This is a genomic window from Acidobacteriota bacterium (assembly GCA_016712445.1).
Taxonomy (GTDB): Bacteria; Pseudomonadota; Alphaproteobacteria; order Caulobacterales; family Hyphomonadaceae; genus Hyphomonas.
The window spans coordinates 819,001-830,807 of sequence record JADJRB010000001.1 but is presented as its reverse complement, the minus strand read 5'-3'; the positions used below and the strand labels follow the sequence as shown (position 1 = coordinate 830,807).

The window sequence follows — 11,807 nt, the reverse complement described above, 5'->3', positions numbered from 1 at the left end:
ATACGCTAAGCAGGCAGCGACATGTAAGATGGCTGAGCATGACCGGAACGGACAATTCAGAGCGCAAGGTCTCCTTCGGGTTCGAGGAGGTGACGGAATCCGAGAAGGTCGCCCGGGTCAAAGGCGTGTTCCGCTCGGTCGCCTCGCGCTACGATCTGATGAACGACCTGATGAGCGCCGGTGTCCACAGGTTGTGGAAACACGACGCCATGAACAGGCTGAACCCCCAGCCGGGCGAGCGCCACCTGGATGTTGCCGGCGGAACTGGCGAACTCGCCCGCGCCTTCCTCGCCCTGGCTGACAAGTCGGCCGCGCGGCGCGGCGACACGCGCCAGGCCACGGCGATCGTCTGCGATATCAATGATGCGATGCTAGAAGCCGGTAAGGCGCGCGCCGACAATGCGCAGTGGGCCGGGCGGCTCGACTGGGTGTGCGCTGACGGCCAGAAGCTGCCCTATCCCGACCGCAGCTTCGACGCGGTGACCGTATCCTTCGGTATCCGCAATTTTGCTGACCGCGTCGCGGGCCTGCGAGAGTTTCGACGTGTGCTGAAAACCGGCGGCCGCCTCGGCGTGCTCGAGTTCAGCCATATGACGGCGCCGCTCCTGCAGGAAGCTTACGACCGCTACAGCTACGCTGTGATTCCGCCGCTCGGCAGCCTCGTCGCGGGCGACCGGGCAAGTTACCAGTACCTGGTCGAGTCGATCCGTCAGTTCCCGGAACAATCCGTCTTCAAGGCTGAAATCGAATCGGCCGGATTCTCTCAGGTATCCGTCACCAACTATTCCGGCGGCATCGCGGCCCTGCATTTTGGCTGGGCGGTCTAGCCGTGTTCAGGGCGCTCTCCGACTACCGCCGCTTGTTGCGCGCCGGCACGGCGCTGGCGCGCTACGATGTCGTGTTGCCCGGCGACTACCAGGCCCGCTTGCCACTGCCCGCCAAGGTCGCCGGCGGCATACTCCGCCTTTTCGGGGGCGGCGCGCGCGGACGTCCCGGCCAGCGCCTCGCGGCTGCGCTGCAGCGCCTCGGCCCGGCCTACATCAAGCTGGGCCAGTTTCTTGCAACCCGTCCTGACGTGTTTGGCCCGGAAGTCGCGGGCGACCTGTCGCGCCTCAAGGACAAGCTGCCACCATTCTCGATGAAGCAGGCCCGTGCGGCTCTCGCGGGTGAATTCGGCGAGGCGGAGGCTGCACGTCTTTTTCCCGGCTTGTCTGAGCCATTGGCCGCTGCGTCGCTCGCGCAGGTTCACCGGATGGCGCTTCCGGACGGCGACCGCGCGGTCAAGATCCTTCGCCCCGGCATCGAGCAGCAGCTGGCGCTCGAACTGTCCGCCATGCGCCGCGCAGCGCGCACGATCGAGGGCGTCTCCGCCGAGAGCCGGCGCCTGAAGCCGATTGCCTTTACCGACACCATTGCCGCCTTCATGACGCGCGAGCTGGACCTTCGCCTCGAAGCCGGCGGCGCCGACGAGATGCGCGAAATCCACCTGAAGACAGGCTATTTCGACATCCCGAAGATCGACTGGGAACGCACCGGGCGCCGTGTGCTGACAATGCAGTGGATCGAAGGCACGCCTCTGACGGTGGCGGGCGTGCTCGACCGGCCTGGCCTTGATCGCACAAAGCTCGCCAATGACATCACGCAAGGCTTCCTCGCCAGCGCCATTGAGCACGGCGTTTTCCATGCCGACATGCACGAGGGCAACGCGATCCTGACACCTGAGGGCCGTATAGCCCTCGTTGATTTCGGTATCATCGGCCGCATCGGGCCCACCGAACGCCGCTTCCTCGCGGAAATCCTGTGGGGGTTCCTGAAGCGCGACTATGTCCGCATAGCTGAGGTCCATTTCGAGGCGGGCTATGTGCCGCCCACCCAGTCGGTAGGCGATTTCGCCCAGGCGCTGCGCTCCATCGGCGAGCCGTTGTTTGGGCGGCCCGCAGAAGAGGTGTCGATGGGCCGCGTCCTGCTTCAGCTGTTCGACTACACGCACACGTTCGGCATGGCGCTACGGCCCGAACTCGTGCTGCTCCAGAAGACGATGGTGCAGGTCGAAGGCGTCGCGCGCGCCATCGATCCCGCCCACAATATCTGGAACGCTTCCGAACCCGTCATTGAAAGCTGGATGCGCCGGAACTTCGGACCCGAAGGCGCTATCCGTATGGTCACCGAGAACGTCCGTGCCGTGACGGACCGGCTGAAACGCCTGCCGGACGTGATGGACCGTTTCGAGAAGCGGCTCGAGGCAGAACCTGCCCCGCCGCCGGTGCGCGAACGGTTTGCGCCCTGGTGGGGCTGGTTCGGCCTGCTTGCGGTGCTGGCCGGTTTCGCAGCCTGGGCCGCGCGCGGCTATTCCTGAGGCGTTGGCCCGGCGTCGATCACCGCTTCGGTGACCGGCACGTCGGCGGCCGCCGCGTCATCCGCCGGCACGGCGTCCAGCGGCGCCTCGTCCGCTGCCGGCGGGGCGTCTCTGAGATCGGCTGGCGGCTCACTCAGGTGGCCGATCAGGAACTTCCAGTCGTCGTCTTCCTTCACCACCACACCGGTGAATGCACCCTGCGACGTGAACTGCGCGCCGGGTCCGAAATCGAAGGCCAGCGTATAGTCGGCGGAAACCGCCGCCGCAGTTTTCGATAGCGGGGTAATGTCGCGGTGTTGCAGGTCCATGTCGGCCGTGTAGCCGCCGGTGGCCGCCATATCGAGCGCGGCGGCTGCGTCCTGCGCGCTCGCATAGGCGACCCGGCCATTTTCGACCCATCGGAAGCCGGCCCGTTCGGAATACATCGGCTTCAGCAGCGCGAACTCGCCCTTGTCGGTCGTCTCGATCCAGTGATCGAGAAAGGCATCGACTTCGCTGATCGTCACTGTCTTGTCGTGCGCACTCAGCTGCGCGCCTGAACAACCCGCCACCAGCACCATCACGGCCGCAGCCGCAGCTCGCACCAATTCCTGTATCCTGTTCATGTTGTGCCTCCCCGACGCTTGCCAATCTAACCCAAGACGCGGCCTCGAACGAGAGCCAGGCGAATTTCTCGCGGCGGGGGCGCCTGCCTGCCTGTGGAAATCCCGCGCCAAGCGTAAACGGTTAATGTCCGGGCCGGTGTGCGTTAACGTCCTCGTCATCGACGACGCAGGAGCACTTCGATGAAACGCAGCCTGATCTCCTTCACGGTCCTCCTCAGCCTCGCCGCGCCCGGGTTCGCGGATGCCTGCGACGCGGCCACCGAAGCGGCGACCCGCGCCGCGCTGCAATCGGCCGAAGCCGCTGGCCGCCGCACGGCGACCGTGCGGGTCAGCTGCGACGGCGAGCGCAAGACCTACGTGCTGCGCCGCTCAACCACGGCATCGGGCGCTTCGGTCACCGTGCGCGAGATCACCCGCGGCGCCGGGCAGGACGGGTTAGCCGGCGCGGCCGCAAGCGACTCTTCCACGGCCCGCATCATCCGCGTCGGCCAGTAGGGCGGCGCGCGCCAGGCCGCGCAAAGTGTTTCCGCATCCTTGACGCCAGCTGCACAATCCCGCGGATTTGATGGGGCCATGGCAAGGTATTTGCGCTAGAAACCCTCTGGAAACAGACCGGCAGAGTGAATGAACAGCCCGCGCATCCTCCTGATCATTGGCGGCGGCATTGCCGCCTACAAGAGCCTTGAGCTGATCCGCGAGCTTGGCCGCCGGGGCATCGCCTCGCGTTGCATCCTGACCAAGGCGGGCACCGAATTCGTCACGCCGCTTTCTGTTGCGGCCCTCTCCGGCGAGAAAGTGTTCACCGAACTCTTCGACCTGACGGCAGAAACCGAGATGGGCCATATCGAGCTGTCACGCTCGGCGGATCTCGTCGTCGTCTGCCCTGCGACGGCGGACCTGATGGCGAAAGCGGTCGCCGGTCTCGCCAACGATCTTGCCTCCACCACCCTGCTTGCCACCGACAAGCCGGTGCTGATGGTGCCCGCCATGAATGTGCGCATGTGGGAACATGCCGCCACGAAGCGGAACGTTGCCCGCCTGCGCGCCGATGGCGTGCGCGTGGTTGAGCCGGATGTCGGCCCGATGGCCTGCGGTGAGTTCGGCCCGGGCCGCCTGCCGGACGTCGCCGCGATCGTGCGCGAGATCGAAGCAGCGCTCGCCCCGCCTTCGAAGCGCCTCGCCGGGGTCCACGCCCTTGTCACCGCCGGCCCGACGCGCGAACCGCTCGACCCCGTGCGCTATATTTCAAACCATTCCTCGGGCAAGCAGGGCTATGCGATTGCCACTGCCCTCGCCGCGGAAGGCGCGGATGTCACGCTGGTCTCAGGCCCGGTCGCGCTGAAGCCGCCGGAAGGTGTGCGCTTCGTTTCGGTCGAAACCGCGCGCGACATGCTGAAGGCCTGCGAAGAGGCGCTGCCGGCAGATGTGTTCGTGTCCGTCGCTGCGGTCGCCGACTGGCGCCCGGTCAGGGCGGCACCGAAAAAGCTGAAGCTGAAAGGGCAGGGCGACGCCCCCGCCATCCAGCTCGCCGAAAACCCGGACATCCTGCGCACGCTCAGCCACAAGCGGAAGGGCCGCCCGCGCCTCGTCATAGGTTTTGCCGCCGAGACACATGACGTGGAATCCCTCGCCGTCGAAAAGCGCCTGCGCAAGGGCTGCGACTGGATCGTCGCAAATGATGTCTCCGGGGATGTGATGGGCGGCGCCGAGAACGAGATCTACCTGATCACGCCGGACGGCACCGAGCACTGGCCCCGCTTGGCGAAAGACGACGTCGCCCGCCGCCTCGCCGCGCGTGTCGCCGATGCACTCTCGGGCCCGGATTCCGGCCTGAGCCTCGCCGCCGAGTAACCGCGTCCCGCTTGACTCTCCGCCAGAGTCTCCGCACCCGGAGGCCATGAGCGATATCACCGTTGAAGTCCGCCCGCTTCCGCATTTCGAAGGGCTCGTCTTGCCCGCCTACGAGACCGCAGGGTCCGCCGGCATGGACGTGCGCGCGGCGGTGCCAGAGGCCGGGCCGATTGTGCTGAAGCCCGGCGAGCGCGCCATGGTGCCCACCGGTCTGTCGGTTGCCATTCCGGCAGGTTACGAGATCCAGGTCCGCCCGCGCTCCGGCCTCGCCGCCAAGCATGGTCTCACCTGTCTCAACACGCCGGGCACCATCGACTCCGACTATCGCGGCGAGATCAAGGTCATCCTGATCAATCTCGGCGCCGAGCCCTTCACCATCCAGCGCGGCGAGCGCATCGCGCAACTGGTGCTTGCGCCGGTCACCCGCCTCGCCTGGCGCGAAGTGGACGCGCTTGGCGAAACCGAACGCGGCGCCGGCGGATTCGGCTCAACCGGCAGATAGTTCCTAAAATCTCGCCTCCGGCCCTTGCGTTGCCCCCCAATCTTCCCACATTGATAATCGATAAGTATGGGAGGAAATCATGTCCGGCTTCTGGCCTGTCTTCGGAATCATCCTGTTCGTCTGGCTGATGAGCCGGCGCGATCGCCGCCGCTGCGGCCGCCGCGCCGAATTTCCCGACCGGCGGGACGAGACAATCGACCGCCTGACCGAGCGCGTGCGCGCGCTCGAGAAGATCATCACCGACAATGACTGGCAGCTGCGCCGCGACATCGACGGCCTTGGCCGTTGAGGCTGGCATGGCCGGCTCACACCAACTATAGTTTTCCAGACTAGCGCACGGAGGCGTCTCATGGATGTTTTTACAATGGTCGTCATCATCGTGGCGCTGGGCATCGGGTCCGGGATCGTCACGACCTACCTGAAGACGCGCGCTGAAGCGCCGCCGGCGGGCGCCTCGCTGGGCGAGGTCGAGGCCATGCGCCAGGACATCCAGCGCCTGAAGGAACGTGTCCGCACGCTGGAAGCCATCGTGACCGACAAGGACCGCGTGCTGGCAGACGAGATCCGCAAGCTCGCCTGACCGGAACGTAAACGCCGCCGGACCAATTTCCGCGGCCGGTTTTGCCGGATCGTGACCTCGTCGCGCTAGGGTTGCCGCCAGCTTGGAGGCGCCCATGACGTTTGGGAAAAAGAATCAACCGGCTTCGCCGCCTTCGGGCAAGCCCTTCGGGCGCAAGGGCGCAGGCGCCCCGTCCGGCCGGCTGGCGCCCGGGTCCTCGGACAAGCTGTCGCCGGAGGCGCTCGCCTTCCTGCAGGCCGAACGGGCCCGCGCCGCAGAACTCCCGAAACCTGCCAACGACTCCAAGGCCACAATCAAGGCCCCTCGAGTCAAAGCGCCCTCGGCTGGCCTGCCGTCTTATGCGGTGCCCGCCAACGACACGTCTGCTCATCCCGGCAAGCCGGTCTGGGGCAGGCGCGTCGTTGCCCGCCTGGTCGATGAACTCGGCATGTGGCTGCTGATCTTTGTCGTCTTCAGCGGCCATCTTTCGACAACGATCGCCGCTTATGGCGATGCCCAGGACGGCAGCCCGGCCGAAGCCGCCGCCGCGCTCGACCTGTTCGGCTATGCGCTGCTCTTCATGGTGCTCCAGGCGGCCTACAACATCATCATGGAAGCGTCGCCGAAGCAGGCCACGCTCGGCAAGATGCTGGTCGGCGCAGTTGTCACCACCCGCGACGGCCTGCGGCCAAGCCTCGGCGCGGTCATCCTGCGCAACACGGCCGCGCGCTTCGCCGTCAACATCATGCCCTTCTCGGGCGGCTATGTGATCGGCCTGTTCAACAAGGAACGCCGCTGCCTGCACGACATGATCGCCGGCACCGTTGTGCGCAAGCGCGTACCCGGCGGACCCGCTGTCTACAGCGACGTCTTCGCCTAGACGAGCACGCCTTCGTCCTTGCGGAACTTTGCCAGCAGGTAATTCGGTGTGTCCTCGATCGTGTCGAGCGCGCCGAAGGCAAAGGCCTCCCGGTCCAGCACCAGGTCGCGCGGGCGCAAGGGCCGCGATATCTCGAGCCCTTCCAGCGTGCGGGCCCGCGAGAAAGCTACATAAGCCTGTCCGTGGGCGAACATTCCGGAGTCGAAGTCGATATACACGTTGTCCAGCGTCAGGCCCTGCGCCTTGTGGATCGTCACGGCATAGGCGAGCCGCAGCGGCACCTGCTTGAACGTGCCGACCACTTCGCGCTTCACTTTCTTGGTATCCATCTCGAAATCGTAGCGATACTTTTCCCAGGCTGCCGCTTCGATTTCGTAGACGCGTCCGGCAATCTTCACGATCACGCTTTTGGCGCCGAACCCTTCGACATGGCCCAGCGTGCCGTTCACCCAGCGCCCTTCCGGATCATTGCGGATCAGCATCACCCGCGCGCCGACCTTCAGTTCAAGGTCGGACTCGGTGGGGAAACTCTTCTCGTCAAACTGGCCCTGCACATCCGCCGGGAACACCTTGCGCTCGCCCTTCAGCTCCGCCAGCCGCGTCTGGTTGATGCGGAAGGCGTTCGCGTTGTTCGGCGTCAGCACGACATGCGTCTCGGAGGCGTCCGACGCGCTGCGCGCCGACACCAGCTTCGCCAGCGTCAGCTCGTCATTCGGCGTCACCCGACCGGAGCGCAGCGCGCCCAGCAGCGCCAGGAAGCGCGGATCCTCCTGCCGGAACACATGCTTCAACGCGAGCAGCGAAAACTCTGCGTCCTTGAAGGCAGGCGCATTGAAGAAATAGCTCCCGCCGAAGCGTTCCAGCAGGATCGGGCTTTCCTGATTGGAGACGACCGGCGGCAGCTGATGCAGGTCTCCCGACAGGATCATCCGTACACCGCCGAACGGGCGCTTCGAGCCCCGGTTGAGCTTCAGGCTGCGGTCGATGGCGTCCAGCATGTCGGCGCGGACCATCGATATCTCGTCAATCACCACCGTATCCACGGCGCGTACAACGCGTGCATTCGGCAGCCGGCGCACGTCCTGCGGCTCGATCAGGCGCGGCGGCAGCTTGAAAAACGAATGGATCGTCTGCCCGCCGGCATTCATCGCGGCCACGCCGGTCGGCGCGACGATCACTGCCTTGTCACCGGCCTCGCTGAGGAACTTGCGCAGCAGCGTTGTCTTGCCGGTGCCGGCGCGCCCGGTCAGGAACAGGTTGCCCTGAGCGCCCGCGCCGCGCGCCACCCATTCGGCAGGCGCCGCGTAGATGGATTCCGGGGTAGGGGGCACCTTCTTGGGCAAGCTCAGGGGCTGACGAGGCGCATCTGGCGCGCCTTGCCGGCAGCGCCTGTGCTCGCCACGACCTGCCAGCCCAGCGCTTCATAGGCGCGCCGTGCGCCGAGGTTTTCCGTATCAACATCCAGGCTCAACGCGCCGCTCGCGCCCTGGCGGGCGACTTCCAGCAGGCCGCGCGCGACGCCGCAGAAGCGCCAGTCCGGGTCGACGAACAGGTGATCGATATAATCCTGAGGCATCTGCAGGGTGAGGAAGCCGACAAGGCCGGCATCCGGCTCTTCGGCCACCCAGGCATTCTGCGGGCCGAGCGCCCGGCGCAGGATCATGTACTGTCCGCGGTTGCGCACGCGCCACGGCATGTCGGCCAAGCATTTGCGAAAGATCGTCAGGCAGGGGCCCGCATCTGCCGCCGTGAACGGCCTGATGCTCCATCCGGCTCCTGCATGCTTGTACATGCCGGCAGATTAAGGTGAGGCGGCGGCGGCGTCCAGACAGAAGGCGCCGGAATGTCAGCCGGCAGTGCACGGCTTCAGTGTCACGCCGCCGCTCCCATTGATCGTCTGCATCAGGCCCATCATCACGAAATTGTCGAAGAAGGTGTCCGACACCGTCGCCCTTGCATCGGCCATGGCCGCTTCTTTCGCGGATGCAGGCAGGTTCTTCGATTCGATGCTGTCCATGATGGCATTGCTGAGCTTGTTCACCTGGCCGGCGCCGTTGCGGGCCGATTCCTCGTCCCATTCGCCGCCGTTCTCGGCGAGCACCATGTAGGGCGCGTTATCCCCCGCGTACATCATGCTTCGAAACAGCAGCACCCAGCCGACGCGCGCGGGCTCGCCGAGGCGGAATTTCTCCATGAACTTCACTTCCTGCGTCATCGCGCCAAACGCATCGTCCGAAACCTTGGACTTGGTCAGCGCGTCACCGGCCTTCACCGCCAGCGTGCCCGGACCGCAGGCGTCATCGCCGAGCACGCTGAATTTCGAAATGTCGCCTACTGCGGCCAGGAAGTCCTGCCGCTCCTTGATCTTCTCGGCCGCGACCGCCTTGCCGAACGCTTCGGTTGTCTCGATCATGACCTTCACGGTCGGCGCAGCGCTTTCCAGTTCCGGCGGCACGTGACCGAACGGTTTGCCGTTCGAGGGGCGCTCCCGGCAGGCCAGCGTTACCGTCTTGTCGGCGAGGGTCTCCAGCGGATTGCCGACTTCCCAATAGCCGTAGCCCTTGAACTCGCGGATATGCGCGATCTCCTTGTCGAGCGCCGCGCGTTCTTCCGGCGTGTAGCGGAACACCTCGCCCCAGCGCAGGCTGCCCAGCACGTCCACATGCGCAATCATGCGCCAGTACTGGTCCATCACGAACATCGTGATCTGGTGTTGCTGCGGCGGGTCTTTGCCGTCGGGCTGCTTGCAGGCGAATTCCGTGACGCTGCCGGCCGCATTCGCCAGCGCCGCATCAACCTGGCCGCGCACCTCCGGCAAGACCATGGCTTTCAGGTCAGCCGCCTTGATCGCCAGCATCGATTCCGAAGCCAGCACGTACATGGGGTCGGTCCAGTTGCACTTCTTTGCCGCGGCCGTGATCTGCGCCACGTTCGCCAGCTCGGCCAGGATGGCATTGGGATTGGGCGCCGCCGGCGCAGGTGTGCGCGGGTCATCCATCTGCGCCATCGACGGCAACGCGATCAACGCGGCGGCCAGGCAGGCCTTCACAGTTCTGAACATCGCATTCTCCCCCTCAAGTCTGCACAGGCGGGAGTCTAGGCGTGATACGGGCCGGAAATCCACCCCCCCTGAGCGAGGGGGCAGGGCCTACATCTGCATCGTCCAGCCTTCAACGCCCATTGCCGCCTGGCGCACGGCTTCCGAAAGCGTCGGGTGGGCGTGGCTGGTGCGGGCGATGTCTTCCGAGGCGGCGCCGAATTCCATCGCGACGCAGATCTCGGCGATCATCTCGCCGACACCGGTGCCGATCATGTGTGCGCCAAGGATCTTGTCAGTGCCTTTCTCGGCAAGGATCTTCACGAAGCCGAGCGTCTCATGGTTCGTCCGTGCGCGGGAGTTTGCCATGAACGGGAACTTGCCCTTCACATACTCCACGCCGGCCGCTTTCAGCTCTTCCTCGTTCTTGCCGACCCAGGCGATCTCCGGGTTGGTGTAGACGACGCTCGGCACGAGGTTGTAGTCGACATGGCCCGCCTTGCCGGCGATCAGCTCAGCCACCGCCGTGCCGTCGTCTTCGGCCTTGTGCGCGAGCATCGGGCCTGGAATGCAGTCGCCGATTGCCCAGACGCCGTCTGCCACCTTGAAATGGTCGGTCACTTCGATCACGCCGCGCTTGTCGGTCTTGCCGCCCACGGTCTCGAGCCCGAGGCCCTCCGTATACGGCTTTCGGCCGACGGCGACGATCACGATGTCGGCGTCCAGCGTCTCGCTGTCACCGCCCTTGGCAGGCTCCATCGACACTTTCAGCTTGGTCTTCTGCTTTTCGATGCCGGTCACCTTGGTGCCCAGCTTGAAGGTCAGGCCCTGCTTCTTGAAGGTGCGTTCGGCTTCCTTCGCGACTTCGGCGTCGGCCGGCGGCAGGATGCGGTCGAGGTATTCAACCACCGTTACTTCGGAGCCGAGGCGCGCCCAGACCGAGCCCATCTCAAGGCCGATCACGCCGGCGCCGATCAATATGAGCCGCTTTGGCACGGCGGCCAGCGAAAGCGCGCCCGTGTTGGACACGACGCGTTCTTCGTCGATCTCGATACCGGGGAGGGTGGTGGGCTCGGAACCCGTCGCGATCACGATATTCCGGGTTTCCAGCACGTTGACCGCGCCGTCGGGAGCGGTCACTTCGACCTTGCCCTTGCCGAGGATGCGGCCCTTGCCTTTGATATAGTCGGCCTTGTTCTTCTTCAGCAGGAACTCGACGCCCTTGGTGAGGCCTTCGACCGCGTCGGCCTTCTGCGCCATCATCTGCGCGAGGTCGAGTTCGAGCTTGCCGGTCTTGATACCCATCGCGGCGAACTCATGCTGCGCGGCGTGGAAATAGTGCGAGGCGTTGAGCAGCGCCTTGGACGGGATGCAGCCGACGTTCAGGCAGGTGCCGCCGAGCTTCCCGCGCATCTCGATACAGGCGACCTTGAGGCCCAGCTGACCGGCGCGGATGGCGCAGTTGTAGCCGCCGGGGCCGCCGCCGATGATGACGACGTCATAGGTCTCTGCCATGGGAATACTTTCCTCAATAGGGGCCCGGTTCGGGCCGGATGCCGGACCTCGCGCGGCGCGCGAGTCATTTGCGCCGCATACCTATGCATTCCCGTATCGAAATCAATCCGCAGGGACCCGATTCTGGACCTAGCTGCGCTTGACGAAAGCGAGCCCGCCGGCGAGCACAATCATCAAGCCGCCCGCGATGGCTTCGTCCATCCACATCCGCGCCGCCGTGCCCATGCCCGCCATCGCGCCGGCGAGGGCCGCAAACAGGATCGCGCCGATCATTGCCAGCCAGCCGCCGCCTTTCAGGTTGAGCGCGGCCAGGGCGCCGCCGATGAGGGCAAGGGCGGCCGCCGCGATGCGCCACAGGCTGGTCGGCGGCTGCAGCAGTGCGTCATCCAGCGGGCTGCCCCGGCTGACCAGCAGCTGCACGGCAGAGACGCCCTGCCACAGCAGCCAGAGGGCAATTGCGGCCAGCAAAGCGGCGATGATTCGGCGGATCATGGTTGTCCCC

General features: G+C 65.7%; 14 protein-coding genes. 8 read left to right on the top strand and 6 right to left on the bottom strand.

All coding sequences use genetic code 11. The features are described 5' to 3' along the window. Positions 1–38: 38 nt before the first annotated feature. Both IPK75_04215 and IPK75_04210 read left to right on the top strand, forming a co-directional pair. A complete protein-coding gene (locus IPK75_04215) occupies positions 39–827 on the top strand; it encodes a class I SAM-dependent methyltransferase (GenBank protein MBK8197553.1) in 789 nt (262 codons plus the stop codon). A gap of 2 nt (positions 828–829) precedes the next feature. Further along, positions 830–2,356 carry a ubiquinone biosynthesis protein UbiB gene (locus IPK75_04210; GenBank protein ID MBK8197552.1) on the top strand — a complete coding sequence of 509 codons (1,527 nt, stop codon included), beginning with the start codon at positions 830–832 and terminating at the stop codon, positions 2,354–2,356. On the opposite strand, the gene IPK75_04205 is transcribed toward IPK75_04210, so the two are convergent. Beyond that, complete coding sequence (locus IPK75_04205) at positions 2,347–2,961, bottom strand: nuclear transport factor 2 family protein (protein MBK8197551.1); 615 nt, start codon at positions 2,959–2,961, stop codon at positions 2,347–2,349. The genes IPK75_04210 and IPK75_04205 overlap by 10 nt on opposite strands. A gap of 180 nt (positions 2,962–3,141) precedes the next feature. Here IPK75_04205 and IPK75_04200 point away from each other — a divergent pair, with 180 nt between their 5' ends. The 6 genes from IPK75_04200 (at position 3,142) to IPK75_04175 (ending at position 6,753) form a co-directional block, all read left to right on the top strand. Further along, entirely contained in the window at positions 3,142–3,456 is a 315-nt protein-coding gene (locus IPK75_04200; protein ID MBK8197550.1) for a hypothetical protein, read from the top strand. Positions 3,457–3,585: 129 nt separating this feature from the next. Beyond that, on the top strand, positions 3,586–4,812 hold the full coding sequence (coaBC, locus tag IPK75_04195) for a bifunctional phosphopantothenoylcysteine decarboxylase/phosphopantothenate--cysteine ligase CoaBC (protein ID MBK8197549.1): 1,227 nt from the start codon (positions 3,586–3,588) through the stop codon (positions 4,810–4,812). 46 nt (positions 4,813–4,858) lie between these two features. Beyond that, the gene (gene dut / locus IPK75_04190) at positions 4,859–5,314 is read left to right on the top strand and encodes a dUTP diphosphatase (protein ID MBK8197548.1); all 456 of its coding nucleotides are present in this window, start codon (positions 4,859–4,861) and stop codon (positions 5,312–5,314) included. A 79-nt stretch (positions 5,315–5,393) separates the two neighbouring features. After that, positions 5,394–5,603: a hypothetical protein gene (locus IPK75_04185; GenBank protein ID MBK8197547.1), complete on the top strand. Its 210-nt coding sequence runs from the start codon at positions 5,394–5,396 to the stop codon at positions 5,601–5,603. A gap of 60 nt (positions 5,604–5,663) precedes the next feature. Continuing rightward, positions 5,664–5,894, top strand: a complete 231-nt coding sequence (locus IPK75_04180) for a hypothetical protein (protein MBK8197546.1) — start codon at positions 5,664–5,666, stop codon at positions 5,892–5,894. 94 nt (positions 5,895–5,988) lie between these two features. Beyond that, a complete protein-coding gene (locus IPK75_04175; protein ID MBK8197545.1) occupies positions 5,989–6,753 on the top strand; it encodes an RDD family protein in 765 nt (254 codons plus the stop codon). Here the strand turns inward: IPK75_04175 and IPK75_04170 are convergent. The 5 genes from IPK75_04170 to IPK75_04150 form a co-directional block, all read right to left on the bottom strand. Continuing rightward, complete coding sequence (locus IPK75_04170; GenBank protein MBK8197544.1) at positions 6,750–8,084, bottom strand: AAA family ATPase; 1,335 nt, start codon at positions 8,082–8,084, stop codon at positions 6,750–6,752. The two genes, IPK75_04175 and IPK75_04170, sit on opposite strands and share 4 nt — an antisense overlap. A 14-nt stretch (positions 8,085–8,098) precedes the next feature. Then, a complete protein-coding gene (locus tag IPK75_04165) occupies positions 8,099–8,449 on the bottom strand; it encodes a GNAT family N-acetyltransferase (GenBank protein MBK8197543.1) in 351 nt (116 codons plus the stop codon). Between the two features lie 150 nt (positions 8,450–8,599). Then, a complete protein-coding gene (locus IPK75_04160) occupies positions 8,600–9,814 on the bottom strand; it encodes a hypothetical protein (GenBank protein ID MBK8197542.1) in 1,215 nt (404 codons plus the stop codon). An 87-nt stretch (positions 9,815–9,901) separates the two neighbouring features. Next, positions 9,902–11,305 carry a dihydrolipoyl dehydrogenase gene (lpdA, locus tag IPK75_04155; GenBank protein MBK8197541.1) on the bottom strand — a complete coding sequence of 468 codons (1,404 nt, stop codon included), beginning with the start codon at positions 11,303–11,305 and terminating at the stop codon, positions 9,902–9,904. Between the two features lie 129 nt (positions 11,306–11,434). Next, positions 11,435–11,797, bottom strand: coding sequence for a hypothetical protein (locus IPK75_04150; GenBank protein ID MBK8197540.1), 363 nt, complete (start codon positions 11,795–11,797; stop codon positions 11,435–11,437). Positions 11,798–11,807 lie beyond the last annotated feature (10 nt).

Bases quoted from the DNA above. Each gene is read 5' to 3' on its own strand.
- lpdA (MBK8197541.1), bottom strand. From the start codon at position 11,305: ATGGCAGAGACCTATGACGTCGTCATCATCGGCGGCGGCCCCGGCGGC.
- IPK75_04205 (MBK8197551.1), bottom strand. From the start codon at position 2,961: ATGAACAGGATACAGGAATTGGTGCGAGCTGCGGCTGCGGCCGTGATG.
- IPK75_04185 (MBK8197547.1), top strand. From the start codon at position 5,394: ATGTCCGGCTTCTGGCCTGTCTTCGGAATCATCCTGTTCGTCTGGCTG.
- IPK75_04165 (MBK8197543.1), bottom strand. From the start codon at position 8,449: ATGCCGTGGCGCGTGCGCAACCGCGGACAGTACATGATCCTGCGCCGG.
- IPK75_04180 (MBK8197546.1), top strand. From the start codon at position 5,664: ATGGATGTTTTTACAATGGTCGTCATCATCGTGGCGCTGGGCATCGGG.
- IPK75_04160 (MBK8197542.1), bottom strand. From the start codon at position 9,814: ATGTTCAGAACTGTGAAGGCCTGCCTGGCCGCCGCGTTGATCGCGTTG.
- IPK75_04215 (MBK8197553.1), top strand. From the start codon at position 39: ATGACCGGAACGGACAATTCAGAGCGCAAGGTCTCCTTCGGGTTCGAG.
- IPK75_04175 (MBK8197545.1), top strand. From the start codon at position 5,989: ATGACGTTTGGGAAAAAGAATCAACCGGCTTCGCCGCCTTCGGGCAAG.
- coaBC (MBK8197549.1), top strand. From the start codon at position 3,586: ATGAACAGCCCGCGCATCCTCCTGATCATTGGCGGCGGCATTGCCGCC.
- IPK75_04200 (MBK8197550.1), top strand. From the start codon at position 3,142: ATGAAACGCAGCCTGATCTCCTTCACGGTCCTCCTCAGCCTCGCCGCG.
- dut (MBK8197548.1), top strand. From the start codon at position 4,859: ATGAGCGATATCACCGTTGAAGTCCGCCCGCTTCCGCATTTCGAAGGG.
- IPK75_04150 (MBK8197540.1), bottom strand. From the start codon at position 11,797: ATGATCCGCCGAATCATCGCCGCTTTGCTGGCCGCAATTGCCCTCTGG.